Below are 26105 nucleotides of genomic sequence, written 5' to 3'. Positions count from 1 at the left end.
AAAATACTAAGGGCCTTGAGCGGAAAGGCCGCCATAATGATTGTGGTTCTTTTATTAGTAACTACCCACAAAACTGTATTATTGTTTTGTAAAGACCAAAATTACCAACACTTTTTTTAACTTTATAAGTTCTAAAAAATAACCCTTATGGATTTTAAACTTTCTTCAGAATATAAGCCTACTGGCGACCAACCTCAAGCCATAGCCCAATTGGTAGATGGCATCCAAAAGGGTGAAGCCAACCAAACACTACTAGGCGTTACAGGCTCTGGAAAAACCTTTACTATTGCCAATATGATTGCTCAGCTTAATCGCCCAACTCTGATTCTGAGCCATAATAAAACTTTAGCAGCTCAACTTTACGGAGAATTTAAGCAGTTTTTCCCAGAAAATGCCGTCGAGTATTTTATCTCTTATTACGACTACTACCAGCCCGAAGCCTATATTGCTACTACTAATACCTATATCGAGAAAGATTTGGCTATTAATCAAGAAATTGATAAACTCCGCTTATCGACAACCTCCTCGCTGATGTCGGGACGCAGAGATATTATTGTGGTGGCCTCGGTTTCGTGTATTTATGGTATGGGAAACCCCGACGAGTACAAAAGGAGTATTTTGAGAATAGCCATTGGAGAGATTATTTCTCGAAATCAATTTTTGTTTAGACTCGTAGAGATTCTGTACTCCCGCACAGAAGCAGAGTTTCAAAGAGGTACATTTCGGGTAAAAGGCGATACCGTCGATATTCATGTTCCTTATGCTGATTTTGGCTATAGAATTATTTTCTTTGGCGATGAAATAGAAGCTATTCAGCGAATCGACCCAATAAGTGGTAAAAAATTATCTGATGAAAAGATAGTTGCTATATTTCCTGCTAATTTATTTGTAACGGGTCGAGATGTTTTGATGAGGGCTATCAACGAAATTCAGGATGATATGATGGCACAAATTAAGTTTTTTGAAAGTGAAGGTCGCCTCATGGAAGCCGACCGCATTAAGCAAAGAACAGAATTTGATATGGAAATGATGCGAGAGCTAGGCTATTGCTCGGGTATCGAAAATTATTCTAGGTATTTTGACAGACGAAAATCTGGACAACGCCCTTTCTGCCTATTAGATTTCTTTCCTGAAGACTTCTTGTTGGTTGTAGACGAAAGCCACGTAACAATGCCCCAAATAAGGGCTATGTGGGGCGGCGACCGCTCTCGCAAGGAAGCATTGGTTGATTATGGTTTTCGCTTGCCAAGTGCAATGGACAACCGCCCATTAACTTTCCAAGAGTTTGAGGATATTAGTGGACAAACGGTTTTTGTCAGTGCAACACCTGCCGACTATGAACTGCGTCGCTCTGAGGGCGTTGTGGTAGAGCAAATCATTCGCCCAACGGGACTATTGGACCCAGAGATTGAAGTTAGACCAAGCCTTAACCAAATAGATGACCTTTTAGAAGAAATACACATTCGGATAGAAAAAGAAGAAAGGGTTTTGGTAACAACTCTAACCAAAAGAATGGCCGAAGAACTTTCTAAGTATATGGAAAGGGTAGGAATAAAATGCCGTTATATCCACTCAGAAATTAAAGCAATGGAGCGGGTTGAAATACTTCGAGAATTACGCCTTGGTGTTTTTGATGTTTTGGTAGGGGTTAACCTTCTCCGTGAAGGATTAGACCTGCCTGAGGTATCGCTTGTAGCCATTATGGATGCCGACAAAGAGGGTTTCTTGCGGGATATTCGCTCGTTAATTCAAACAATTGGCCGTGCAGCTAGAAATGACCAAGGAAAAGTATTGATGTATGCCGACCGTATGACTGGTTCAATGCAAAAAGCAATTGAAGAAACCAACAGAAGAAGAGCTATCCAGATGGAATATAACCGAGCAAATGGTATTACGCCAAAAACTATTTTACGCTCAAAACAAGCCATTATGGAACAAACCTCTATTGCCGATATGATGGGCAAGCCAAGCAAAAACAATTATTATACCGAACCACAAGAATTACAGCTCGCCGCTGACCCTGTGATGGCTTATATGAGCAAACCTGAAATAGAAAAACAAATAAAACAAGTGCAAGCCGATATGGACAAGGCAGCCAAAGAACTAGACTTTATTGTTGCGGCTCGACTTCGTGACGAAATGTTGGCTCTTAAAAAATTATTAGAAACCAAATCATAATTATGTACAAAATATATGGCATTCCTAACTGTGATACCGTAAAAAAGGCTATCACTTGGCTAAAAGACAACAATATTCCTTACGAATTTCATAATTTTAAGAAGGAGGGTATTACAATAGAAAAACTCCAAGAATGGTTAGAAAAATACCCTTGGGAAACATTGGTCAATAAAGCTGGCACAACTTGGAAAAAACTAGAAGATGCTCAAAAAGCCACAGACCAAGCTTCGGCTATAGAACTGATGCTTCATCAAACATCGGTGATAAAAAGACCTATCCTTGAATCAGATACCGTTATAGCAGTTGGGTTTAAGCCCGAAATTTACCAAAGTATCTTTCAGTCGTAAAAAGCGAGTGTTGCCCTGAAAAAAGTATATGCCCTCATGCTTTTTGTATGATAAACCACTACCATACAGAAACCATGAGGGCATATTTCGTTCAGATATTATTATTCTACAGGAAATGGATATTCCTCTACATAAACATCTTTGTATGCTTCAGATGGGTCTGGCCAAGGCGACTCTTCCGAGAATTTCACCGAAGCTTCAACTCTTACTTTGATAGCAGCATCAATAGCAGCCAATTCCTCTTCTGTAGCAAATTCATTATCTAAGATAGATTTTTTCACTTGCTCGATTGGGTCACGCATTTTGTAGGCTTCAACCTCTTCTTTAGTACGGTATTTTTGAGGGTCAGACATTGAGTGTCCTCTATAACGATACGTTTTGAATTCTAAGAAAGTTGGTCCTTCACCAGCTCTAGCACGCTCAGCTGCACGGGCAACTGCCTCGTGTACAGCCTCTACATTCATACCATCGACAGGCTCAGATGGCATATCATAAGCCTCCCCAATAGTATAAAGGTCAGTTACGTTAGAAGTACGTGTTACGGAAGTACCCATAGCGTATCCGTTGTTTTCTACCACAAAAATAGCAGGTAGTTTCCAAGTCATAGCCATGTTAAATGCTTCGTGCAAAGCTCCCTGACGAACAGCACCGTCACCAAAGTAACAAATGCAAAGGTTACCAGTTTTCTTGTATTTTTCAGCAAAAGCCAAACCTGCCCCCAAAGGAATTTGAGCTCCTACGATACCATGCCCACCTACAAATCCAACTGATTTATCAAAAATGTGCATTGAACCACCTTTTCCTTTTGAAATACCCGTTGCTTTTCCAAAAAGCTCAGCCATGATTGTGTTAGGGTCTGAACCCAAAGCCAATGGAATACCGTGGTCACGGTAAGCAGTAATATACTTATCACCTTCACGAAGTGCCGAGGCAGCTCCTGAAGAACAAGCTTCTTGACCGATATAAAGGTGACAAAAACCACGAATTTTTTGCTGACCATACAATTGTCCTGCACGTTCTTCAAATTTACGTTGGAGTACCATCGACTCGTACCAGTACATGTAGGTCTCTTTCGAGTATTTTACTTTGTTTTCAGCTTTCTTTGCCATTTTTCTAAATGAGTGAATGAGTGATTAACTTGCGTCGAATCTTACGATTAAGTAAATGAGGGAATAAAATCAACGTCTTATTCGCTCTTGCTCATCCGGACCTGCAATCCGAATGTGGGCTGTCAAGGATTTGCAATCCCCCGAAACAGGCGTTAATTTGCAATGCGAAATTAGTACAAAACCAAGAACCGACCAAAAAAATATCACAATAGACGGTTGATTATTAGACATAAACATTAACTCAAGCATTCATTATCAATAATATGTACTTACAACGAATCAGTTTAACCAATTTTAAAAGCTACGAATTCGGCAATTTTGACTTTTCAAAAAGGATAAACTGTATCGTTGGGGAAAACGGAAGTGGCAAAACCAACTTGCTCGATGCCATTTATTTCTTGGCTCTAACTAAAAGCTCGATAAGTACTCAAGACGTTCTGTGTATCAATCATGAGGCCGAATATATGATGATTGATGGTATTTTTGCTAATATAGATGCCAATACCAATAAAGAAGCTCAGATTACATGCTCATTTCAGAGAGGACAAAAGAAGGCCGTGCTTCACGATAAAAAACCTTACGAAAAACTTTCTGAGCATATAGGCAAATTTCCTGTGGTTTTACTTTCACCCAACGACACCGATATTGTACGAGAAGGAAGCGAAGAACGCAGAAAATTTTTTGATGGTGTTATTGCTCAACTCGACCATGAGTATTTAGAAAATCTTTTGCTTTACAATCGAATTTTAGCTCAACGAAACTCTTTATTGAAACAATTTGCTGAAAAAAACTACTTTGATGCCGATTTATTAGATATTTATTCCGACCCACTGGTCGAATATGCCCTAAAAATTCATGCTACTCGTTTGGTTTTTTTGGCAAAATTTCTTCCTATTTTCAAAAAACACTATGCCAATCTTTCTGAAAGCCGTGAAGAAGTTTCACTGGTATATGAATCGGAAGTGATGCAGGAGGGCTTTGAAAATATTTTTGGGAAAAATCGCCAACGAGATTTGGCCGCCCAACGAACTACCATGGGTATTCATAAAGACGATTTTCTTTTTGAAATCAATAATTTCACCTTAAAGAAGTTTGGTTCGCAAGGCCAGCAAAAATCGTATGTAATAGCCTTAAAGTTGGCTCAATTTGAGCTATTAGCTTCTGAGAAGGGATTTCAGCCTATTTTATTACTCGACGATATTTTCGATAAGCTCGATGACAGAAGGATTCAGCAACTCATAGAAATGATGATTGATGGTACTTTCGAGCAGGTATTTCTTACCGATGCCCGCCCCGAAAGAACCCAGCAACTACTCAATCATTTGAATGTACCTATTCAGTACTTTGATGTCACTAAGAAATAGAGGTGTTTGGCTTACACCGAGGCAACAAGCTAAAGGGTTACTTATTGCCTCGATGAGGTATTTACTAGGCTTTATTTTTCTAAAAACTTTACACCACCATAATTTGAGTGAATTACGATTTTTGTACCTGAACCTTTGCCTATTTTGCCTTTATAGGTTTTGGTAGGCATCCAACCCATACGATTGGTTTCGTTACTATCATCAGGATTTACTGTAAAGCTAAACTTTCCTGAAGGGTATTTAAAATTGGCATAGTTGACTGTTACATCAAAATCAGCATTACATTCGGATGTAACAGGAAGCTTCACGGAAGTATAATTACACTTTATGTCTAGTGTTTTGAGGCTTCTTGGCAAATCTATTAGTTCTAGGCCATCCGAAAAACTAATATAAATTTTGCCATTATCTCTAATTGTACCAATTTTACCGCTAGAATACTGGATATTTCCATCTAAGGTATTTACTTGGTCGAGGTTGAGCGAGCCAAAGTTATTTTTCAATTTCAGCAAATTCGCTTTGTCTATAATCAGTTTTGAATAGGCAATTCTTAAATCAGCTTCATCTAACTGCCTAATGGTTGCTTTACCATACTGTACATTAATATCTTTTTCTGTACCCGTTAATCGCTCAGAGGTAAAGTTACCGTAATTGGTATTAATCGTTAAAGGTGCCGAAAACTCTGCTACATGCGTATTACCGTATTTATTAGAAACTGCTAAAGCATTATTCTTGGGCATAAATACCTGATAATTAACTTCAACACCCTGACGTTCGACACTCTCAGAGCCATCTTTACTTTTCCAAGACCAATTAGACCACCACTTATTATTGCTACTTTCAGAACCAATCTCTGTTCTTAAAACGATTTTATCACCAACCCTCATTTCAGCAATATTCACTCCATCAACATAACTTTGGGCTTTTTCTTCGGTATTGCCATAGCCCGTAATACTTATTTCTATTTTGAATTCATTTTTATTCCAAAGCTCAACATTCACCATACCATGTTGATTGTGTATCTGAAGTTGATCTTTGGCATCTACTTGATAGGTTTTCAAAATAGTTTTGCGTTTTTCGGCATTACCTAAGCCAGCAGCTTCGCCCTCAGTAATAACAAGGCAATTAGCTTGGGATTGCTTGACACTTCTATTGTTATTGATAGTTACCTGACCCGTACTGCTAATAGTCATAGTTTTTATTTCACGGGTATTGGTGGTACTTGCACGCAAATTCCCATCGACCGTATTTTGTGCTAATATGCCATACGACACCCCAAAAATCAGCACAAATACATTTTTATATATTTTGAATAATCTTTCCATGATTTTTCTTTGCTTCTTTAACTTTGTGAATAATAGATAACTGTTGATTCAAAATATCTAATTGTACTTGCAGATTTTGAATCATTGCTTTCACTAACTCTTCCTGATTGGGGGTTTGGGGCAATTCCGCTCTCAGGCTTTGGTAGTCGTGGTTGAGCCTCTCGATCTCTTCCGAAAACTCTTTATAAAGGGCTGGCTCGTTGGTGGCTATTTGTTTTATTTCATCACGTTTGGTTTCGATAAGGTTAGCATAATGTACCATTTGCTTGCTATACTGAGGGTTTACCTGATTTACGATAAGGTCTGAGCTTTCGGTCTGTTTTCTAAAAAAATACACAGAGCTAATTCCCAAAACTAAGGCAACAGTAGCCACTACTCGCCAGTATCGCTGTACATCAGGGATAATGGTGATAATATTATTTTTTTTAACCGTTTTGGTTTCATCTTGGTTGGCGGGCAAATGTTGTTCTATTTTATCCCACAATCCTACCGATGGTTCAAAGTTTTCAAACTCATCTCGATTATCTCTTACGAAACGCTCTAAGCGATTTGAAGCTTTTTTTGAATGATTCATCATATTCTATAACATATCTATAATTCCGAAAAGCGATTTACAATATCAAATCTTCTTTATGGCAATGTCGATTATGCCTTTTTTAAAATTTCTAAAAGTCGTTTTTTAGCTCTGATATATTGCGTACGTGAGGTAGACTCAGCTACGCCCAAAATCTCGGCAATTTCCTCATGGTCGTATCCTTCAAAAAGATATAGGCTTAGTACGGTTCTAAATCCGTCGGGCAATTGATGGATAGCCTGCTGTAAACGAGCCACCTCCCAGTCTATTGCTTCGTCGTCATATACTTCGTCTTCTACATCGTCGGCTACTCCTTCTATATCAATAATTTCGGCTTTTCGCTGTCGGAGTTGGTTCAAGGCTCTATTGATTACAATTTGCTTGAGCCAAGCCCCAAAGGTGCTAGTTTGTCGAAAATCATTAATTTTGGTAAAAGCATCCAAAAATGCATCTTGCAGAACGTCTTCTGCTTCTCCCACGTGGTTTAGAATTCTGACAGCAACATTAAACATCGACTTAGCATAAAGCCGATATATTTCATACTGAGCCTTGCGTTCGCCCCTGCGGCAAGCCTCAACCAAATGTAGATGTCGGTCTATGTAAAGTGTTTGTTCCAGTGTTTTATAATGTTATTCGTTAGAGATTTTTCAGAATGGTTAATCGTTTGATTTTCATAACGATGAATTTTTGTGACGAATAACAATTTGCTGATTTTCGAGGTAATGACACCACCCATTAAAGGAATGTTGCAAGCTTGTTTAAAAATTTATTAAAAATACTATTACCTCCACACAATAATTTTGTATTCATGGAAAATTCTCTTAAAAATGCTCGCTATTGGGTAGAAAAATTTAATATGTTGTCGCATCCTGAGGGCGGATATTTTGCCGAAACGTATCGTTCTTCCGAAAATATTCCACAATCGGTACTTCCCCAAAGGTTTAAAGGCAATAGGTGCTTTTCGACAGGTATTTATTTTCTTTTAGAAAATCATCATTTTTCGGCTTTTCATCGAATTGAGTCTGATGAAATGTGGCATTTTTATGCTGGTGGGCCATTAGATATTTATGTGATTGATAAAAATGGCGTATTGAATATCATAAAACTAGGAAACAACCCTGACCACGACGAAGTATTTCAGGCTGTTGTACCTGCGGGTTGTTGGTTTGCATCAAAGCCCCATATCAATAGCCCTTATTCGTTGGTGGGCTGTACGGTTGCCCCTGGTTTTGATTTTGATGGCTTTGAATTAGCCGATAGGGCTACACTCATCGATTTATACCCTCAGTACCAAAGCATCATTTCGTTGCTCACTCGATAAATAAAAAGGAGGCTATCTCATCAAGATGAAACAGCCTCCTCAACAGTTTATTGCTGCAATTAATTTCTGGGCAAATAACCGTATGCTACCGTTTTGTATTCGTCCAAAATACTTCTAGTAAGTGCTTTTATTTGTCGTTCTTCTAAGGTTGTTTTAGGTTTCAGAAAACCCGATGCCATACCCAACCAAATAGATTTATTGAGGTTTTCATCTATCATCTGAATCATGAGTGTTCCGCCTTTGAGGGTTACTCTACGGGTCGAGTATTCGGGAAGGTCTTCATCAAGTTTGCGACTATCCTTAATTTTCAACTTATTTTCATACAAAGAAAAAACAATAATAATATCGGGAGACTGCTCTGATTTACGAAAACCCCTTGCTTTCATTTGATTGTCTATCTCTTCCAAAATAGCCGATTGATTTTGGGTAGCCAATAGCGATTCGCTTTGGCTAATGATTACCTGATATGTTTGATTAAAATTATGACTCATTACATGGTCATTGTTGGCTTGTACAGCAAACTTTTGTCTGCTACAAGCTCCTGCCAAATAGGCTATTACCAATAATGCGAATATCCTTTTCATCTTGCTATTGGGGTTATTGTCAAACATTTAATGTACAGGACACAAATATTTAACAATTTTTTAACATTGCAAGATTTTTTTGCACTATTCTAATTAAAAAAATAAAAAAGAGCCCCTGTAATGTAGGCTCATTTATTTGTATGGTATTTGTTAAGGCTTATTTGCTGGCAATTACCATGCTCGAAGTGGGCTTTCCTGCCAAGTAATTTTTGGCAAAGATTCTATAATTATCAAAAATTTGTCGAGTGGCTGTTCTCAAAGCCTTTTCGTCGATAACATTGGTAGGCTGTTGAGCAATACCAGCCGCATAACCCATCCAAATCGGGCGGTTAGTATCATTTTCAACAAATTGTAGTAGCAGAGTTCCCTTACGTAGCTTTACTCTTTTGAGTTCTTCATTCATGTTTTCTTTACCTAACCCCCGAAAAGAACGTTGAAGTACAGATAAATTAACATCACTCGGAAACAGTGCATAGAATACAATAAGGTTGGGGCGTTCCTTGGTGTCTAAATACCCCCTAAGCCGCATTTGGGTATCTATTTCGTCGATAACGGCCTCAAACTTGTAGGTCGTATCCATCACTGTAAATTGTTTTTCAATACAGGTGAAAGACTCATAATTAGGTTTAAAAACCTCGTCTTCAATTTCTCGGTGGCAAGCAGAGCCAACCTGAAAACTGTTTCGAGTACATGCACTCATCAATAAAAGAGCCGCAAAAACATAAAAATACAATTTCCTCATATTCGTTAGAATTTATCAAGAATGAAACAGACTAAACATTTATATTAACTATTTGATTACTAGATTGTTTCAACAAACCAACTATGCAAAATGTATTTGTAGGAATTTAAAAAGAAGATTAGGTGTTTTGAAAAAAACAGATTAACTCATTATGACTGACAAAAAACCAACCATTAGAATAGATGTTGTTTCTGATGTAGTATGTCCTTGGTGCTACATAGGAAAACGTAGACTTGAAAAGGCTATTGAAAATACGCAAATTTCTGATAATGTGCAAATTATATATCACCCTTTTCAATTAGACCCCTCTGTTCCTTCAGAAGGAGTAGACTTCAATACATACGCACAAAATAGATTTGGGGATGGTTATTTACAAAAATTTTATCAAGTTGAGCAAGCAGGCCAAACAACGGGGCTTGATTTCGACTTTGAGCAACTCCCAAAAGCTATTAATACTTTCCATTTACACCGACTTTTGGCTGTAGCTGCCGAAAATGGCCAACAGGCAGTATTAAAAGAAGCTCTATTGAAAGCCTATTTTATTGATAAGCTAGATTTGACCGATAAAGATGTTTTGGTTGCTATTTTGACACAAATAGGCTGGCCGTCTGAAAAAACTTTGGCTATTTTAGCTTCAGATAGGGGTTCGGACGAAGTAAAAGAAGAAATGCACTATTTCAGGCAATTGGGTGTAAGCGGAGTTCCGTTTTATATTATCAACAAAAAATATACCTTGTCGGGGGCACAACCAAGCGAGGTATTTGAAGAGGCCCTTCAACAAGTTATCAAAGAAATAGCAGTAACAGTAGAAACCCAAAACAATAGTTGTGATATTGAAACAGGCGAATGCTAAATAAGCCCAATCATAATATACTATCCTAAAATTTTGCTTCTCTTGGCAATAAAATAGTTTGTCATTGCCATTTTATATAATTTAACGGAATATTTTCCTAGCAAGTAGTTGTTCAAGGCTGTGTTATGATGATTTTAACACTGAAAATTGCCTAAAAATAACAATCTTCAAGGAAGATATTCCGTTTTCTTTTACTACCACTAATTGATTTCTTTCAAAATTCTATTGATGACATAATACTCGATGAATTCGATTAAAAAGGATGAGATTTGTACTGTTTTTATTGCTTTGTGGTAGTCTAGGAAGAAGTTATGCACAAATTTCGGCTGATACACTTCCATTTTCCCAATCTAAGGCTTTTTTATTAAAAATAGGCTCTACAACGTTTAGAGACAATTTTTTAAGCCCAATTAGGTATCAATTACCCTCAATTGGGGCAGAAATGAGCTATAATGCTAAAAAAGGCAAAAAGTTATCCACAAAGTTATCCACACTTCGTTTAGGTATTCCACAAACCTCCCGAACACTGCAAATATGGAGTTTTGAGTTTCAATTACACTATGCCCAACACTACCAAGTTGTTCAACAGCCTAGCTCTTCATTGTATATAGGAGGCTTTGCCAACCTTGCTTTTGCCTCGCGTGTGTCGGATATATACAAACTTGGCTATGGCAACAACGAGGTGTCGGTAGATGCAGGCTCGCATATTGGTTTGGCACTTGTTTATGCCAAAAGCTTTAGTGTTTTGCAATATCCTATTTTATTCCAAAATACCCTTAATATTCCTATTATTAGTGTATTGGGACGCTCGGGGTATGCCCATGATGCCTACTTTAAAGAAGAGTTAATCCGCAACTTAGGAAAATACATTTATGTGGGTAGCCTCAATCATTTTTTATTGGTTCAGAATAAAACGTACTTTGATTTTGCTTTTAAGAATAAACCCAATGCCAAACACTCGCTCCGCCAAACAGCTTGGCGATTAGGAATTGACTGGCAATTCAAATCTTTTGATAAACCGTCTGAACTACGCTTTGGGAATACTTCATTGGTGCTTGGCAAAGTGATTATTTTTTAACATTTATGCTCCAAAATATGAAATATAGGTTAATACTACTCATTACGCTTGTATGTACTGGCTGCGAACGCCTGCTGATTTCGCCCGATGAACAAAATACCAATGTGTATAACTTTGAATTACTCTGGAAAACGATTCATGATAAATATTGCTACTTTGAGTTAAAACATATTGACTGGAATGCTATTCATACTAAATATTATGCTAGGGTAAATGATAGTCTTAGCCAAGAGGCTTTTTTTACAGTTATGAGCCAAATGATGAACGAGCTAAAGGATGGACACGTAAACCTCCAAATTCCGAATACACGTTTTTCTTATACTTATTATTCTAATCAAGGTTTATTGCGAGGGTATGCTCGTAATTTTAATGATAGTATTTTAACCAATCAGTATTTAAAAATTGGTTATGGACAAAAAATACGCCATATCGTATTTCCGCAAAATATTGGCTATCTCTACTATGGTAGTTTTTCGAGTTCGTTGAAAGATAGCGAATGGGATACCATTTTTCAGGACTTTGTAAATACCAAAGGCCTTATTATTGATGTAAGAGATAATAGTGGGGGGTCAGTAGAAAATATCAAAACACTGATGAAACATATTGTTTCGCAAAAAACCTTAATTGGCTATACCAGAAGTAAAAATAGCGAAGAACCCAACGATTTTAAAGCATATACCCCTGTGTATGTTGAGCCTTCGGGTACTCCTTTTTATAAAAAAGTGGTGGTACTTACCAATAGACGGGTATTTAGTGCTGCAAATATGTTTGTTTCGGCTATGTCCGAGCAAAAAAATGTTGTTTTGGTTGGCGATATTACAGGAGGCGGAGGAGCTGGGCCTATTGGCGGAGAGTTGCTCAACGGCTGGTTGTACCGCTTTTCAGCTATGGCGTTTTCTAATAGCCAAAAACAAGATATAGAAAATGGGGTTAGCCCCGATATTAAAATAAATATCTCGGCCAAAGATGAAGAAAATAATATAGATAGTATTTTGGAAAGAGCCTTTTTAGAATTCAATTAGTAATCCTTATTCTAAATTGAGTAATGAGTACTTCTTCTTTGTGCCTACTTTGCAGCAATAGAGACGTAATAGTAGGTGTCTAAAAATAAGTTATTTAGTAGATTAATATCAAACATGAGTCATCCCGAATTTTGGGATAGTTTAAAATTGTTTGTATTTACTGGGATTCACGAGGTAGACCATCGTGCTATTAATCAACAAGGCGGTCGAAAACTAATTTCGACCGCCTTGTTAGTTCTAAAAATTCGAGATAACTTATGTTTTCAGAATCACTCATTCACAATTTACTAAATTTGGAATGACTCATGTTATACTTCTTCTACTGTTTTTTTCTTAAAAAACTTAGTACGCACCCGTTCATTGATATAATACATACAAGGTACAATTACTAAGGTTAGGACAGTCGAGAAACTCAAACCAAAGATAATTGTCCATGCTAAAATACCCCAGAATACAGCACTATCACCTCCAAAAGCAATATGTGGGTTAAATTCTGTGAACATAGCAACGAAGTCGATACTCAAACCTACAGCCAATGGAACAAGCCCTAAAATAGCCGCTGATGCAGTTAATAATACAGGTGTTAAACGTACACTTCCAGCCTCAACGATTGCTTCTTTCAGCCCATAGCCTCTGCTTCTTAGCTCGTCGGTAAATTCAATTAATAGAATACCATTTTTTACCACAATACCCGCCAAGGCAATAATACCTACCCCCGACATAATTACAGAGAAAGTCATACCAAATGCCATGAAGCCAAGCAATACACCAATCAATGATAATAAAATAGTACCGAAAATAATGATTGGTTTTGAGATAGAGTTAAACTGAATAGTCAATACCAAGAAAATCAATAGAATAGCCCCAAGGAAAGCTACGCTAAGGAAGTTAGCTGTTTCGGCTTGTTCTTCTTGCTCGCCACCCATCCTTACAGTGTATCCACTAGGAATATCCATTTCTTTTACCAAATCTTGAATCTGAGCTACAATTTGGTTGGCGTTATAACCAATAACAACATCCGACCCCAAGGTAATAACCCGTTGCTGATTTTTGCGGTTAATCTGGCTAAAAGTAGTTGAATAGCTAATATTGGCCACCGAGTTTAAAGGTACTTTACGCAATACTCCACCCATGGTCATATCACGATAAGTAATATTCATACTCAAGAGTTTCTCTATTTGGTTGCGGTCTTGTTCTTTGATACGCAACTGAATCGGGTATTCATCTTTATCGTCACGGAATTTAGAAATCTCAGAACCAAACAACGCTGTACGAATAGCCAAGGCAATCTGCGATGAAGAAATCCCTTCACGCTGTGCTTTTTGTTTGTCAACATCTACGATAATTTCAGGCTTATTGGTAATCAAGTCACTTTTTAGTTCGTCGATACCCTGAATACCCGATTTCTCGATTTTTTCACGTACTTCTTTTTCTAGTTTTTGAAGAACCGCAAAATCGTCACCTGCAATTTCTACCGCAATAGGCTTTCCTGTTGGTGGGCCATTTTGTTCTCTTTCTATCGAAATTTCAGAACCAGGCAATGGAATTTTCTTTAATTCCGCACGAATTTCTTGTAGAATCTTTTCAGAAGAAATATCACCACGCTCAGTTTTTTTGACAAAAGCTACAGTCACTTTCGATTTTTGTGGAGTATTTGAGCGATCGGGGTTAAATGGGTCCCCTGCATTTTTACCAACGTTCGATATAACCGAGTTAACGGCTTGTTCTGCATGGTTTTTCTTGATAACATCAAAAACCTTTTTCTCAATAATTTTTGTTACCGAGTCGGTTGTACGGGCATCTGTACCCACTGGCATTACGTGGTAAACATACACATAGTCGGGGTCGCCACTAGGGAAGAATATCACCTTTGGCTGAACAATACCCATCATCACAAAGGTAAATACCAACAACCCAAACATTGCAATTACCATGAATACTGGACGGTATCCTGTAATTACCCAAGATACAATGCTTTGATACCAGTTTTTGAAAGCTGGAAGAGCTTTTTCTTGGAATGGAACAATAATCTTTGGTGTTAATACAAAGTGATTAAACACATACAAAGCAGCAATGAACACAAAGAAATTACCTAAGCCAAAACTCATTACATAACCCACAACTGCCAACAAACCTAATACAATTAAAGGCTTACGAAGGGTTTTGATTCCTTCAACGTGGTGTGTTTCCTCGTCGTGACGTTTCATGAATGAAACAGCAAAAACAGGGTTCATTACATAAGCAACCAACAACGATGCAAATAAAGTATAAATCAAAGTTATTGGTAAAAATTTCATGAATTCACCCACAATACCTGGCCAAAACAACAATGGTACAAATGGTGCAATTGTTGTAAGTGTACCCGATAATACTGGTAAAAATACTTCTGATGCTGCCAATTTTACGGCTTCGATAATACTTAGCTTACGGAATTGGTTGAAAATACGGTGAGAGTTTTCGATTACCACAATGGCATCGTCTACCACAATACCCAAGCCCAACAAGAAGGCAAATAACACAATGGTGTTCAGAGTGAACCCAGAAAAATATAAAGGAATAAAGGCAATCAAAGCCGATAATGGCACCGATAAACCTACAAAAATGGCATCACGAACACCCATAAAGAACATCAATACCAATACCACAAAGATAAACCCTAGGATTACGGTATTAATCAAATCGTCTAAGTCGGCTTTGGTACGCTCCGATGAATCGGCTGTTACTTGTACTTTTACGCCTTGAGGCAAACGATTTTCTTTGTATTCTTCCAAAATCTTTTCGATTTGCTCTGAAGCCGAAATCAAGTTGGTACCACTTCTTTTTATAACGTTGAGCGTAACCACCGCACGGTTATCTAAACGAGCAAAATCTTGGCGTTCTTCGTTGCTATCGACAACCTCGGCTACATCGCCCAGACGAATCATAGCACCCGACGACGAGCGAAGCATAATATTCTGGATTTGCTCTACATTCTTAAATTCACCTTTTACACGAAGTGTACGACGTACTCCATCGACGTTGAGGTCGCCACCCGAAACGTTGATATTCTCGCCCTGTACGGCCATTTGAATATCGCTAAAGGCTAAACCCGAGGCTTGAGCTTTATAAAGGTCAAGATTGATTTGAATTTCACGTTTTAAAGCCCCAATAATATCGACACGGGTAATTTCGGGCAACCCTTCAATCTGGTCTTGTAGTTCTTCTGCATAATCTTTCAGCTTTTCGAGGGGGTAATTTCCTGCTAAGTTGATGTTCATAATAGGAAATTCTGAAAAGTTTACATCCTGAGCAGTAGGGCCAGAGTCAAGTTTTTGAGGTAAATCTTTTTTCGATTTATCTACTGCATCACGCACACGCTGTAAGGCATCCTCCACTTTTACGTTGGGATTGAACTCTACCAAGATTACCGATACATCTTGTAGTGCATTGGATTTGATGCGTTTTACCCCCGAAATTGTTTTCAACTGCTTTTCAATAGGCTTGTTGATTACGTTTTCTATATCGGCAGGAGTTGTTCCAAAATAAACCGTTTGTACATAAATCTGCGGTACTTTAATATCAGGGAATTGTTCTTTGGGAAGGCTATTATAAATACCTAATCCTGCCAAAAATACCATGAAAGTAAAAATATATACCGTTGTTTGATTGCTGGCCAACCAGCCAATCATTTTATAAATACCACCACTTCCGTGTGGTAATTCTTGTATATCGTTATCTTTATTTTCCATTTTTAATGTTTGAATAGAATGCTTTAAGCAAAATGCTATAGGCAAGAGGGGTTTCTAATGCCTATGAGTCAATTAAAAACTTACTGGAGTTCCATCTACGAGGTCTTGATAACCTTGTGTAATCAATAAATCGCCAGCATTTAAGCCTTCTGTAATTTCGATAGTTCCGTTATAGCTCAAGCCAGACTTCACTTTGCGGCCACGAGCTACCTTTTTACCATTTTCGGTAACAGCTACATAAACAATATCTCCTAGTTCGGTTTTTTGAATCAAGTTTTGTTGAATTACAATTGAATTGGCTTTCGACAAATCGTTGATATTGATAATGGCAATTTGGTTGGGCTTCAACAATCCTCCAAGATTCGGGATTTTGGCTTCTACACCAAATGTTCTCGAAACTGGGTCAACAAGGGCATCAACAACACCAATCTGAGTATTCAGCTCTTTGTTTATATCAGGAAACTTGACATTCATGGCATCGCCACGTTTTACAGAACCCAAATAAGTATCGGCTACTTTTCCGACTACTTTTAAGTTGCCCAAATTTACCAACTGAAAAATAGGAGAGCCAGGCATTCCTATTTCACCTACTTTTTGGCGAACTACCTCTACTGTTCCCGACATTGGAGCATACACTTTGGTCATAGCCAATTGAGTTTCCATTGTTACGATTCTTTTTTCCAAAGATTCTTTGTTGGCTTTGGCCTGAAGGTATTGTACTTCTGTACCAATTTGTTGATCCCAAAGAGCTTTTTGCTTATTGAACAAAGTGGTAGCCAAATCCAATTGTTGTTTGATTTCGGCCAAAGATTCTCTCATTACATTGTTGTCGATAGTAGCAACAAGTTGTCCTTTTTTTACAGACTGTCCTACCGAAACTAAAATACTGGTCAATTGACCACTAATTTGTGGGGTTACCTGTACAATATTATCGGATGTTACCAAGCCTTGTACCTCTACAAAATGTTTGAAGCTTTGGGCTAGGATAGGGCTAACAGCCACTGTAACAATTTTTTGTTCTTCTTTTTTGGCTACACCACCAACTTCTTTTTCAAGTTGTTTGATTTTTGCCTCAATTTCTTGACGCTGAGTTTTGAGAGCTTCTAATTCAGCTTTTTTGTCGGTAGGTTTATTACAAGCGGCTAATAAAACGACAGATGATAATGCTAAGTATTTGATTTTCATATCTTGCGATTTTTCAGATTTTAATGTTGGGATTATTCTGTAAATAGTTTGCCTTTTGCTTTGTCCAAGTCAACTTTAGCAATCAACACGTTATATAATGTAGTATAGTAATTTGTTTGAGCTTCTTTATAAGACGACTCTGCATTCACTAATTCTAGGTTTGTGCCTACCCCTTGTTCGTATTTGATTTTGCTAACACGTACCACTTCTTTGGCCAGCTCCATATTAAGCTTTTGTTCTTGTAGGGTTTCGTAGGCGTTTTTCAAAGTAATTTGCCCTTGCTTAATCTGGAAGTCGATAGAGCTTTCTAAGAAATTAAACCCTTCTTTGAGCTTTGTTAAAGCATTTTGAGATTGGATAATTTTGTATTTCTTCGCAAATCCATCGAAAATAGGAATCTGGATAGCAACACCTAAGGTGGCTGCATTGAACCAAGGCTTGGTAATGAGGTCGGTAAACTGTGGGCGACCTGCACTATACCCATAACTACCATTCATAGTAACTTTTGGCAAATAACCTGCTTTTTGATTTTTGAGGTCTAGCTGTGCCAGGCGGTCTTGGGTTTGGAGAATCGAGTACTCTATACGGTCGGCGTATTGAAACGTGGTTTCGTGTTCTGGTATAAACTCATTGATATTCACAGCACTCAGCTTGTCGGTTAGGACTACCTCTTCTTGAGGTTTTAGGCCCATTTGGTATTTGAGCAAATAATAACTCAACTCTTGTAAACGCTCAACATTTTTGTATTCGATATTGAGGTTATTCTTCTGAACTTCCAGCCTTTGTACATCTATTTTTTCGACAAACCCCTGTTGGTTCATCGCTTTGGTTTGGTTGTACAAAGAATCCAAACGTCCCATATTAAGCTGCAAGATTTGTAGCCTTTCCTGATTTACCAAGATACCGTAATAAGCCTTCATAACATTTTCGGCTACTTGTTGTTTGGTTTGAACCAACGATTTTTTGGATAGCTCTTTATAAACATCGGCAGCCTTTAGGCCAAGTGTGTACGAGCCATCAAAAAGCAACTGGCTAAAATTAACACCAGCATTACCGCTATTACGTACCCCAAATTCGGCGGCTACAACGTCACCATCTTTGGCATTGGGGTCAAAGGTTTTGGCAGGAATAAAAACACGTTGAATAATAAGGTTATTGGTATATCCAATATTCCCATTCAATTGTGGTAGCCCCATAGCCTTTATCTCATTTACCCTAGCTTCGGCAGTGAGTATGTCTATTTGGCCTGTTTTTACATTCGAGTGATTTTTCACTGCGTAATCTACCGCTTCTTTGAGCGAGTAACTTTGCTGGGCAAGGGAGACAACCGAAGTGAGCAATATACTGAAAGCCAGCACGCTACTTGTAAGTTTAGTTTTCATTTTGACTTGTTAATTAGTAAAATATTAAAATCAATATGTTGATTATGGCAATGGTTACTGAATATGCTCTTTGTATTGTAAGTAGGCAATAAGTCCTTTTTCTGAGACAATGCCCCTGATAAAATGGTCTAAAAATGTTAATTGAACTTCAATAAAAGAAAAACGGTTGGGAGGAAACGCTTGGTAGTCAAACCCTACCTCTATTAGCCCCAGGTGCAGCCTTGCGATTATTTCTAGCTGTAAATCACTTCTAAATAAGCCCTCATCTATCCCTTTTTGAAGGTCTTGTTTGGTGCTTTCAAGAACGAAGTTTTGTTTATATTCCAAAAATAAATTCCATGCTCTTGGATGATATTTCTTGAGGTCATGAATCAACGATGGATTTACTTCCTTAAATGACTGCTCGGCCATTTTCATAGACCTCACCATTTTTTCGATAACATTATTGACCATCCACTCTAGCTGTAGGTATTCGCATTTATCTTTTTCAAAAAAGTTTAAAAATACCTGATATACAACATCGTCTTTATCTGTAAAATGCTGGTAAATAGTCTTTTTAGAAATCCCAAGCTCCTTTGCAATATCATCCATCGTTATAGATTTGATGCCATAACGAAAAAACAAAGTGGTACTTTGTTCGATGATTCTATCTTTAATATCCATGCTGAATTAAATGTTTTTTATAAAATTTTAGTGGTAGATAGCCGTCAAAACGATGCGGGAAACTTTTAGAGGTTGAATAGTTTCCAAAGACAAAACTATGGAAACTTTCAAAAGGTTCAAAGTTTTTTAGAACTTTGGTAAGAAAGGGGAGGCTAAAAAGTATGACTGGAAAAAGGCTAGGATAAGCGGTTAATGACTTGTATTAGTGGATTTTAGGGGAATTCCCATATTATAACTATTTTTTTAATAAATATAACTATACAAATAAAGCCGTTTGGAGTTTTTTTCCCTCCAGAACGGCTTCAATGTATTAACGACCAAAGTCATCTTGTAATCTTACTATATCATCCTCATCTGAAGGTTGTTCTGGGTCGGTATGTTGCCAAATTTCGGCTACGACCCCCCACGAGCTAAGACCAATTAAGCGGTGGCGTTCGCCTTTGTCCATCTGAATAAAACTTCCTGATTCTAGTTGTTTTATTTCATCTCCTTCTTCGTCATTTGGACTAATTTTTACCCCAACTGTTGTGCCTGCTATTACTTTCCATATTTCGGCACGGCGGAAGTGGTATTGCCAAGAAAGGCGTTTTTCTGGAGCAACCACCAAAATTTTGGGACTTAGTTTATTGGTAATTTGAATTTCCGACATTTCTAAATGTGGGAAATACGTAGCAGCAAATGCGGCTGCTTGGGTTTCGTCGATAACAAAAAAACCACCCCAAGGGCGAGTTTGGTCTTGTTTAACAACATTGAAGCCTAATGAAGAAAGCTCTGCGGCGATTTGTTCAAAAACTTCAGCTTTGCTTGAAGTAAGAGAGAGATTTAGGTTCATAAGAGTATTTTATTTATTGGACAAAGGTAAGAAGTTTTCATTTTGAATTATTCACCTTTTAATAATTACACTAGCCCCAATTTTAGATAAGGATAGTATTATATTTGTTCTATGCCTAATTAATAACACATTACTAAGTTAATTATCAAAGCTCTATGAATATTAAACTTTTTAAAGAATTACACAAAACGTATCAGCAGTTTAGTTCTTTTGCTCAAAGGGCTTTGGGTAAAAAAAGTACGATTCATTCTAAAGAGAATTTTCAATTAGATGAATATCTCAAAATTTATCATTCTATTGATACCTACTGTTATGTGATTGCCGATAGTGTGAATATGGAAATTATCAAGGCGGGTGGTTCTTTCTATAAAATGCTTGGCTACCAACCAGAGGAAGTTGTAGGTAAAAGGTACAGTTTTATCTTGAAAGCCTATTATCTGCCCGACCTCATCAAGCTCATAAAGGGCGGAATCGACTATTTTGACTATTTATACAAACAACCTCCACAAAACAGACCCTACATAAAAGCCAATTTTACGGCCGAGTTCAAAGTAAAAAACAGAGAATCTATTCATATTCTGGGGCAGAGTATCCCGATTCTTTTCAATGAAGAAATGCAACCAATTTATTTTTTGAATATTATCACCGATATATCCAACCTTAAACCCGACAAGGCTTTTACCCACTATATTCTGGACACCAGCGATGACAATGACATCAAAAAAATTAAAACAAAATTTAAACCTAGTAATCAGCAAAACGAGAATCCTATTTCGGCTTCTGAAAAAAGAGTACTATTGCTAATGGCCGAAGGCCGCAGTAGTAAACAAATTGCCGACGACCTATGTCTGAGCGAGCATACTGTTAAAAATCATCGTAAAAATATGCTAAAAAAAATGGGCTGCTTCTCTTCTGCCGAGCTTATCAAAACCAGTTTGGTTAATGGTTGGATATAAAGACAAGATGACTACAAAGGGCTATTGCATGGAGGTATTGGCTAGCAGTAATTTTACTTGATACAATATCATACCAATAATTAGTGTCAAAATCATAAAAATAAGGCTATAAATACTAAATATTGAGTATTTGAACAAACGATTGGTATCATGATATTTGTGTCTATCTAAATATTCTTACAACATTAATAGCTCCTACATGTTTATGAAGAACTTTCTGTCTCCCACCCGCTCTGTTATTGGTAGAAAAGCTTATTTTTCAACCTCTGATATTCTCTTCTTAGAAGGCGATATTAATTATACGTTCATTCATTTTATTACAGGCAAAAAAACGGTTATTGCCCAAACGCTAGGAACAGTACATACCAAAATTGATGATAGCTTTGTTAGAATCAATCGTAAGTATATTGTTAATCGCAATTTTATCACATCGGTCAGCAGAGATTTTGTAGAATTGACCAATAAGCAAATCTTACCTATTTCACGACGTAGACGTGGTATCATTTAAACCCTTATGGTAACTAATACAATAAACTTATGACCCAAAATTTACTAAATCATTGGTACTAAAACCTCAAACATGAGTCATCCCGAATTTCTAAATCAAACAAGGCGGCCGAAATTAGTTTTTCGACCGCCTTGTTCAATAAATACCTAACATTTGTGTGCTTTTTTCCCAATAAACACAAACAAGAAGGCACTATTTTAAATTATCCCAAAATTCGGGATGATTCCTGTTGTATTTAATCTTTCGTACAGCTTTAATTTAGATTTTCAAATCATTGATTGTTAGCTTGATTTGTGGCCCTTGAATTTGGTGAGCATCAAATTGTGCTTTTACGGCTTCGTGCATTCCATAATAAGTATCCCAATATTTGGTTGATACCGTCCAAACACGTACATCAAAATGAAGTGCATTTTCGGTCATTTTGGTTAATAATATATCATGAGCACGGTCTTTCAAAGCTGATTCACATGAGTTTACAGCTTTACTTAGGGCTTTTTTGAGGGTAGCCAGATCATTTTGATTTCCAGCAGCAAAAACCATATCTACTCGAATAACCCCTTTGCCAGATATATTAGTAATAGGAGCGGTAGCTAATTGGCCATTGGGCAAAATAATAGTTTTGTTGTCGGGTGTTACCAAAACGGTATTGAATATCTGAATAGATTCGACGTGTCCTGTAAAACCCGCTGCCGAAATCAAATCGCCAACACGGTATGGTTTGAAAATAAGGATAAGTACACCACCTGCAAAATTGGCTAAACTACCTTGCAAAGCCAAGCCAACAGCCAAACCTGCAGCACCCAACACTGCTACAAACGAGGTGGTTTGAATACCCAAAATACCCGCACAGCTTAGCAACAACATCACATTGAGACCTACTGTAATTAAAGAAATTAAGAAAGGCTGTACATCTTTGTCGATATGACTACTATTCATTTTGCTCAATAGCAACTTTGAAAGTTTACCAATAACGACACGCCCTACCGAAAAGGCTAAAATAGCTAACAAAATTTTGCCCCCATATTGGGTAAAGCCTACTAGAAGTTGTTCTTTGAGAGATGCAATATCTACATTCATACTACGAAGGTTTTATAGTTTAATAGTTCCTTCTTCTGACGATTTAGCATCGTTTGGTCACATTTACCTTTTTAGGGGTTAGTTAGGTATTATCTTGTATCAAATAAGCTTTCATAACAAAGGGACTGCCTTTGTAGACAGCCCCCTGAAGGAAAACATCAATACGGTTTTCTTACATATTTACTAAAGCATTCCCCCTCAAAACAGGCAATACATCGTACAAATCTTGTTGGAGACAATAGGCAATATCTTTCTGGATACCCAAACGTTGTAACCTTCGTACATGCGACGACGACGCCACATACGAAAGCAGGTCATCTTTAGCTCCTTGGTATTGACGCAAAGCCATCAAGGCCGAATCTTCTTCTATGATAAATTCGTCTTTGAGGCGTTCTACCAATGCCCCTGCAAAAAGTGTATCTTCCAAATTAGGTTTACCTTTCCAGCCTGCACACAACACCAGTACATCATATTGTTGCTCTTTAAGATAGCTTGACAAAGCACCTAGGTTCAGGAATGACCCAACCATTACTTTCACTGCCGACTTTGATTTGGTAATAGCCAAAGTTCCGTTGGTAGTAGTAACACAAATTGTTGCACCTTTTACTTTGTCGACCATATAGCTGAATGGAGAATTGTCAAAATCAAAACCATCAGGTGTTTTTCCATCACGTTCGGCAGCAGCCAGATACCCTTTTTGCTGATATGACACACATTCGTCGATAGTTGCAACAGGAATAATAGAGCCAACTCCATTGGCAAAGGCGGTGGTCATACACGAAGTAGCTCTGAAAATATCGACAACTACCACAATTGAGTTTTCAATATTATGGAGGTGTAATAATTCTGGAGTTAAGCAAACATCAATTGTTTTCATACACTTATGCTGTTCTTATTTATATGCTAAAATAAAAAGCTTACCATAACAACCGCTTTTATCGGGTAATTGGCCTGAAGGCTTCTTGCCCAATGCTTTTGTTATTATGGTAAACTTTTGAAAGTGATTACTTCAAAAAAGGAAGTTTTACCACTTGAGCTTTCAAATATTTGTTTCGGATATTGATATAAATTTCGGTTCCTAATTTACTAAATTCTGTGGCTACATAGCCCAAGCCAATACCTTTACTAAGCGATGGCGATTGTGTTCCTGAGGTTACTTCGCCAATAATATTGCCCGTAGCATCCATAATTTCGTAATGCTGACGTGGAATACCTCTATCTATCATTTCAAAAGCCACTAATTTTTTGGTAGGGCCATTTTCTTTTATTTGCTTATGAAAAGCAGCATTCACAAACTCCTTGTTGAATTTGGTAATCCAACCCAAGCCTGCTTCGATAGGCGATGTAGTATCGTCGATATCGTTACCATACAAGCAATAGCCCATTTCGGTACGTAGTGTATCACGAGCCCCTAGGCCTACAGGTACAATACCAAACTCTTCGCCTGCAGCAAAGATAGCATCCCACATTACTTTGGCATATTCATTTTTGACATATACCTCCATTCCTCCTGCACCAGTGTATCCTGTTGTAGCAATCAATACATTTTCGATACCTGCAACTGTACCTTCCTTAAAGGTATAGTATTCCATCGAGCCTAAATCCAAATCCGTTAATTTTTGCATAGTTGCCACGCCTTTAGGCCCCTGTACAGCAAACAAACTGATTTCGTCGCTGATATTTTGCATCTCTACCCCAAAAGAATTATGGCTTTGCATCCAATTCCAGTCTTTGTCGATATTTGAGGCATTTACTACAACGAAATATTCATTTTCGGTTCTTCTATAAATCAAAAGGTCGTCAACAATACCGCCTTTGTCGTTGGGCAAACAAGAATATTGTACTTTACCATCGTACAAAGCCGATACATCGTTGGAGGTAACATATTGTAAAAACTCTGTTGCACGCTCTCCTTTTACAATAAACTCGCCCATGTGCGATACGTCAAAAACGCCTACAGCATTGCGAACGGCATGATGCTCTTGAATCAAGTTGGTGTATAATACAGGCATTGAATATCCTGCAAAAGGTACCATTTTTGCCCCTAAAGAAGTATGTACATCGTTAAGAAATACGAGTTTTAGTTGTTCTGTTTGTTCCATTTGGTCGTTGATTGAAAAAGATTCACAAAGGTAAGAAAGTTATTTTTATCCTTTGAGTGTATTAAGAAAGCCTTTTGAATTTTAGGTAAAAAAAAGCCCCAAACTGCTTTTTTATCAGTGTTTGGGGCTTTATATCTTTTTTATGCTATGTATCTCATGGTTGTTTATTCTTGATAAAGGGCTGTTAATACTGTTTGGCCAACTGCTTTTAGGGTATTTTTATCAATTATACTCATGTTATCGCCATGAGTATGATGATATGCCCCAAAAGTTTTAGGGTCGTTGGGGCGTAGCTCAACAATATCAATCATTTGTATTTTACCCACTTCATTAACAAAAGCGTGGTCGTCGGTTAATGCACCACCATCTTGGTCAATAAATACCGAGCTATATCCTAGTCGTGAAGCAATATCCCAGATATTTCTTACAATCATTGGAGCGTATTGCATTGACATTCCTTCGTGTGGAAACATCGCCCCTTTAGCACCAACCATGTCTAACAATATACCATAATAGGCTTGGTAGTTGTCTTTGTGCTTATGTGCAGCCCAATACTGAGAACCCAAACACCACCAAACATTTTCGGTAGCTGGGCCACTGTATCCATCTGGCTCGCCAGTATCTTCGGCATCGAAAAGAATAATATCTACTCCTACATTGGGTTTACTTTGAGCTGTTTTAATAGCTCGGGCTATTTCTAACAATATACCCACACCACTTGCACCATCGTTGGCACCATCAATAGGCTTATCTTTGTCATGATTGTCTTTGTCGGCAATAGAACGAGAATCCCAGTGGGCAGCAAGTACGATTCGTTTAGGAGCCGAAGGGTTTACCGAACCTATAATATTGACAGCATCAAGTTTTTTGCCGTCGTAAGTAGTTGCTACAAATTTTTGTTCTGTTACCTCACAGCCATATCCTTTCAACTGGCTTACTAGCCATGCAGCACAGGCTTTATGAGCTTTGGTATTGGGTACTCTTGGCCCAAAGCTTACTTGTGTATTCACAAAATAATAGGCTGAATCGGCATTGAAAGTAGGAGCTGGCAACAAAGCCGTTTCGGGCGTTTGGCTTTCGCTAGTTTCTGTTTTGGTCTGGCAAGATTTAAAATAAACCGCTACACCTGAAAATAAAAATATAGCCAATAAGCCAAAAGCAATTTTTGATGTTTTCAT

The 26105-nt window shown here is 37.7% G+C and carries 24 protein-coding genes; 9 read left to right on the top strand and 15 right to left on the bottom strand.

Going from position 1 to position 26105, the window contains the following annotated elements:
* Window positions 1-147 precede the first annotated feature (147 nt).
* Window positions 148-2178 (top strand): excinuclease ABC subunit UvrB, encoded by a 2031-nt coding sequence (gene uvrB / locus FLEMA_RS0137480; RefSeq protein ID WP_026996609.1) that lies wholly within the window; start codon window positions 148-150, stop codon window positions 2176-2178.
* A 2-nt stretch (window positions 2179-2180) separates the two neighbouring features.
* The gene (locus FLEMA_RS0137475; protein WP_026996608.1) at window positions 2181-2525 is read left to right on the top strand and encodes an arsenate reductase; all 345 of its coding nucleotides are present in this window, start codon (window positions 2181-2183) and stop codon (window positions 2523-2525) included.
* A gap of 101 nt (window positions 2526-2626) precedes the next feature.
* Here FLEMA_RS0137475 and pdhA read toward each other — a convergent pair whose 3' ends face one another.
* A complete protein-coding gene (gene pdhA, locus FLEMA_RS71600) occupies window positions 2627-3634 on the bottom strand; it encodes a pyruvate dehydrogenase (acetyl-transferring) E1 component subunit alpha (RefSeq protein ID WP_044172537.1) in 1008 nt (335 codons plus the stop codon).
* Window positions 3635-3897: 263 nt separating this feature from the next.
* On the opposite strand from pdhA, the gene recF reads away from it, so the two are divergent.
* Window positions 3898-4998, top strand: coding sequence for a DNA replication/repair protein RecF (gene recF / locus FLEMA_RS0137435; RefSeq protein WP_026996605.1), 1101 nt, complete (start codon window positions 3898-3900; stop codon window positions 4996-4998).
* A gap of 71 nt (window positions 4999-5069) precedes the next feature.
* Here the strand turns inward: recF and FLEMA_RS71595 are convergent, their stop codons facing one another.
* From FLEMA_RS71595 to FLEMA_RS71585, 3 genes are all read right to left on the bottom strand, one after another.
* The gene (locus FLEMA_RS71595) at window positions 5070-6320 is read right to left on the bottom strand and encodes a hypothetical protein (RefSeq protein ID WP_052354171.1); all 1251 of its coding nucleotides are present in this window, start codon (window positions 6318-6320) and stop codon (window positions 5070-5072) included.
* On the bottom strand, window positions 6295-6897 hold the full coding sequence (locus tag FLEMA_RS71590) for a TrbJ/VirB5 family protein (RefSeq protein ID WP_144080133.1): 603 nt from the start codon (window positions 6895-6897) through the stop codon (window positions 6295-6297). The genes FLEMA_RS71595 and FLEMA_RS71590 overlap by 26 nt, the downstream gene beginning before the upstream one ends.
* A 68-nt stretch (window positions 6898-6965) precedes the next feature.
* Window positions 6966-7511 (bottom strand): RNA polymerase sigma factor, encoded by a 546-nt coding sequence (locus tag FLEMA_RS71585; protein ID WP_044172533.1) that lies wholly within the window; start codon window positions 7509-7511, stop codon window positions 6966-6968.
* A gap of 191 nt (window positions 7512-7702) precedes the next feature.
* Between FLEMA_RS71585 and FLEMA_RS0137360 the strand changes: the two genes are divergently transcribed.
* Complete coding sequence (locus tag FLEMA_RS0137360; RefSeq protein WP_026996603.1) at window positions 7703-8215, top strand: cupin domain-containing protein; 513 nt, start codon at window positions 7703-7705, stop codon at window positions 8213-8215.
* 59 nt (window positions 8216-8274) lie between these two features.
* Here FLEMA_RS0137360 and FLEMA_RS71580 read toward each other — a convergent pair whose 3' ends face one another.
* Together FLEMA_RS71580 and FLEMA_RS71575 are read right to left on the bottom strand one after the other, a co-directional pair.
* Complete coding sequence (locus tag FLEMA_RS71580) at window positions 8275-8799, bottom strand: DUF4136 domain-containing protein (RefSeq protein ID WP_159102710.1); 525 nt, start codon at window positions 8797-8799, stop codon at window positions 8275-8277.
* 157 nt (window positions 8800-8956) lie between these two features.
* Complete coding sequence (locus tag FLEMA_RS71575) at window positions 8957-9541, bottom strand: DUF4136 domain-containing protein (protein ID WP_044172526.1); 585 nt, start codon at window positions 9539-9541, stop codon at window positions 8957-8959.
* Window positions 9542-9692: 151 nt separating this feature from the next.
* Between FLEMA_RS71575 and FLEMA_RS71570 the strand changes: the two genes are divergently transcribed.
* The 3 genes from FLEMA_RS71570 to FLEMA_RS0137295 all read left to right on the top strand — a co-directional run bounded on the left by FLEMA_RS71570 (window position 9693) and on the right by FLEMA_RS0137295 (window position 12494).
* Window positions 9693-10394, top strand: a complete 702-nt coding sequence (locus FLEMA_RS71570) for a DsbA family oxidoreductase (RefSeq protein ID WP_044172523.1) — start codon at window positions 9693-9695, stop codon at window positions 10392-10394.
* A 262-nt stretch (window positions 10395-10656) separates the two neighbouring features.
* The gene (locus FLEMA_RS71565) at window positions 10657-11472 is read left to right on the top strand and encodes a DUF3316 domain-containing protein (RefSeq protein WP_044172520.1); all 816 of its coding nucleotides are present in this window, start codon (window positions 10657-10659) and stop codon (window positions 11470-11472) included.
* A 17-nt stretch (window positions 11473-11489) separates the two neighbouring features.
* Complete coding sequence (locus tag FLEMA_RS0137295) at window positions 11490-12494, top strand: S41 family peptidase (RefSeq protein WP_159102709.1); 1005 nt, start codon at window positions 11490-11492, stop codon at window positions 12492-12494.
* 308 nt (window positions 12495-12802) lie between these two features.
* Here FLEMA_RS0137295 and FLEMA_RS71560 read toward each other — a convergent pair whose 3' ends face one another.
* From FLEMA_RS71560 to FLEMA_RS71545, 5 genes are all read right to left on the bottom strand, one after another.
* Window positions 12803-16162 (bottom strand): efflux RND transporter permease subunit, encoded by a 3360-nt coding sequence (locus FLEMA_RS71560; protein ID WP_044174973.1) that lies wholly within the window; start codon window positions 16160-16162, stop codon window positions 12803-12805.
* Between the two features lie 132 nt (window positions 16163-16294).
* Entirely contained in the window at window positions 16295-17407 is a 1113-nt protein-coding gene (locus tag FLEMA_RS71555) for an efflux RND transporter periplasmic adaptor subunit (RefSeq protein ID WP_044172516.1), read from the bottom strand.
* A gap of 32 nt (window positions 17408-17439) precedes the next feature.
* Window positions 17440-18789 carry a TolC family protein gene (locus tag FLEMA_RS71550; RefSeq protein ID WP_044172514.1) on the bottom strand — a complete coding sequence of 450 codons (1350 nt, stop codon included), beginning with the start codon at window positions 18787-18789 and terminating at the stop codon, window positions 17440-17442.
* Window positions 18790-18843: 54 nt separating this feature from the next.
* On the bottom strand, window positions 18844-19452 hold the full coding sequence (locus FLEMA_RS0137145) for a TetR/AcrR family transcriptional regulator (protein WP_026996596.1): 609 nt from the start codon (window positions 19450-19452) through the stop codon (window positions 18844-18846).
* Window positions 19453-19762: 310 nt separating this feature from the next.
* Window positions 19763-20284 carry a cupin domain-containing protein gene (locus tag FLEMA_RS71545; RefSeq protein WP_044172512.1) on the bottom strand — a complete coding sequence of 174 codons (522 nt, stop codon included), beginning with the start codon at window positions 20282-20284 and terminating at the stop codon, window positions 19763-19765.
* Between the two features lie 155 nt (window positions 20285-20439).
* Between FLEMA_RS71545 and FLEMA_RS77130 the strand changes: the two genes are divergently transcribed.
* Together FLEMA_RS77130 and FLEMA_RS71540 are read left to right on the top strand one after the other, a co-directional pair.
* Complete coding sequence (locus FLEMA_RS77130; RefSeq protein ID WP_026996595.1) at window positions 20440-21240, top strand: LuxR C-terminal-related transcriptional regulator; 801 nt, start codon at window positions 20440-20442, stop codon at window positions 21238-21240.
* A gap of 205 nt (window positions 21241-21445) precedes the next feature.
* Complete coding sequence (locus tag FLEMA_RS71540) at window positions 21446-21748, top strand: LytR/AlgR family response regulator transcription factor (protein ID WP_044174966.1); 303 nt, start codon at window positions 21446-21448, stop codon at window positions 21746-21748.
* Between the two features lie 258 nt (window positions 21749-22006).
* Here the strand turns inward: FLEMA_RS71540 and FLEMA_RS71535 are convergent, their stop codons facing one another.
* The 4 genes from FLEMA_RS71535 to FLEMA_RS71520 all read right to left on the bottom strand — a co-directional run bounded on the left by FLEMA_RS71535 (window position 22007) and on the right by FLEMA_RS71520 (window position 26105).
* A complete protein-coding gene (locus FLEMA_RS71535; RefSeq protein ID WP_044172510.1) occupies window positions 22007-22825 on the bottom strand; it encodes a mechanosensitive ion channel family protein in 819 nt (272 codons plus the stop codon).
* A 172-nt stretch (window positions 22826-22997) separates the two neighbouring features.
* Entirely contained in the window at window positions 22998-23702 is a 705-nt protein-coding gene (locus tag FLEMA_RS71530) for a 2-phosphosulfolactate phosphatase (RefSeq protein WP_044172508.1), read from the bottom strand.
* A 127-nt stretch (window positions 23703-23829) separates the two neighbouring features.
* A complete protein-coding gene (gcvT, locus tag FLEMA_RS71525; RefSeq protein WP_044172506.1) occupies window positions 23830-24927 on the bottom strand; it encodes a glycine cleavage system aminomethyltransferase GcvT in 1098 nt (365 codons plus the stop codon).
* 164 nt (window positions 24928-25091) lie between these two features.
* The gene (locus tag FLEMA_RS71520; protein ID WP_044172505.1) at window positions 25092-26105 is read right to left on the bottom strand and encodes a M28 family peptidase; all 1014 of its coding nucleotides are present in this window, start codon (window positions 26103-26105) and stop codon (window positions 25092-25094) included.

The sequence above is a fragment of the Flectobacillus major DSM 103 genome, from assembly GCF_000427405.1.
GTDB lineage: Bacteria > Bacteroidota > Bacteroidia > Cytophagales > Spirosomataceae > Flectobacillus > Flectobacillus major.
The sequence above is the reverse complement of the archived record's forward strand: the minus strand, read 5'-3'. Positions and strand labels throughout refer to the sequence as shown.

Bases quoted from the DNA above. Each gene is read 5' to 3' on its own strand.
- uvrB (WP_026996609.1), top strand. From the start codon at position 148: ATGGATTTTAAACTTTCTTCAGAATATAAGCCTACTGGCGACCAACCT.
- FLEMA_RS0137475 (WP_026996608.1), top strand. From the start codon at position 2,181: ATGTACAAAATATATGGCATTCCTAACTGTGATACCGTAAAAAAGGCT.
- pdhA (WP_044172537.1), bottom strand. From the start codon at position 3,634: ATGGCAAAGAAAGCTGAAAACAAAGTAAAATACTCGAAAGAGACCTAC.
- recF (WP_026996605.1), top strand. From the start codon at position 3,898: ATGTACTTACAACGAATCAGTTTAACCAATTTTAAAAGCTACGAATTC.
- FLEMA_RS71595 (WP_052354171.1), bottom strand. From the start codon at position 6,320: ATGGAAAGATTATTCAAAATATATAAAAATGTATTTGTGCTGATTTTT.
- FLEMA_RS71590 (WP_144080133.1), bottom strand. From the start codon at position 6,897: ATGATGAATCATTCAAAAAAAGCTTCAAATCGCTTAGAGCGTTTCGTA.
- FLEMA_RS0137360 (WP_026996603.1), top strand. From the start codon at position 7,703: ATGGAAAATTCTCTTAAAAATGCTCGCTATTGGGTAGAAAAATTTAAT.
- FLEMA_RS71580 (WP_159102710.1), bottom strand. From the start codon at position 8,799: ATGAAAAGGATATTCGCATTATTGGTAATAGCCTATTTGGCAGGAGCT.
- FLEMA_RS71575 (WP_044172526.1), bottom strand. From the start codon at position 9,541: ATGAGGAAATTGTATTTTTATGTTTTTGCGGCTCTTTTATTGATGAGT.
- FLEMA_RS71570 (WP_044172523.1), top strand. From the start codon at position 9,693: ATGACTGACAAAAAACCAACCATTAGAATAGATGTTGTTTCTGATGTA.
- FLEMA_RS71565 (WP_044172520.1), top strand. From the start codon at position 10,657: ATGAGATTTGTACTGTTTTTATTGCTTTGTGGTAGTCTAGGAAGAAGT.
- FLEMA_RS0137295 (WP_159102709.1), top strand. From the start codon at position 11,490: ATGAAATATAGGTTAATACTACTCATTACGCTTGTATGTACTGGCTGC.
- FLEMA_RS71560 (WP_044174973.1), bottom strand. From the start codon at position 16,162: ATGATTGGCTGGTTGGCCAGCAATCAAACAACGGTATATATTTTTACT.
- FLEMA_RS71555 (WP_044172516.1), bottom strand. From the start codon at position 17,407: ATGAAAATCAAATACTTAGCATTATCATCTGTCGTTTTATTAGCCGCT.
- FLEMA_RS71550 (WP_044172514.1), bottom strand. From the start codon at position 18,789: ATGAAAACTAAACTTACAAGTAGCGTGCTGGCTTTCAGTATATTGCTC.
- FLEMA_RS0137145 (WP_026996596.1), bottom strand. From the start codon at position 19,452: ATGGATATTAAAGATAGAATCATCGAACAAAGTACCACTTTGTTTTTT.
- FLEMA_RS71545 (WP_044172512.1), bottom strand. From the start codon at position 20,284: ATGAACCTAAATCTCTCTCTTACTTCAAGCAAAGCTGAAGTTTTTGAA.
- FLEMA_RS77130 (WP_026996595.1), top strand. From the start codon at position 20,440: ATGAATATTAAACTTTTTAAAGAATTACACAAAACGTATCAGCAGTTT.
- FLEMA_RS71540 (WP_044174966.1), top strand. From the start codon at position 21,446: ATGAAGAACTTTCTGTCTCCCACCCGCTCTGTTATTGGTAGAAAAGCT.
- FLEMA_RS71535 (WP_044172510.1), bottom strand. From the start codon at position 22,825: ATGAATGTAGATATTGCATCTCTCAAAGAACAACTTCTAGTAGGCTTT.
- FLEMA_RS71530 (WP_044172508.1), bottom strand. From the start codon at position 23,702: ATGAAAACAATTGATGTTTGCTTAACTCCAGAATTATTACACCTCCAT.
- gcvT (WP_044172506.1), bottom strand. From the start codon at position 24,927: ATGGAACAAACAGAACAACTAAAACTCGTATTTCTTAACGATGTACAT.
- FLEMA_RS71520 (WP_044172505.1), bottom strand. From the start codon at position 26,105: ATGAAAACATCAAAAATTGCTTTTGGCTTATTGGCTATATTTTTATTT.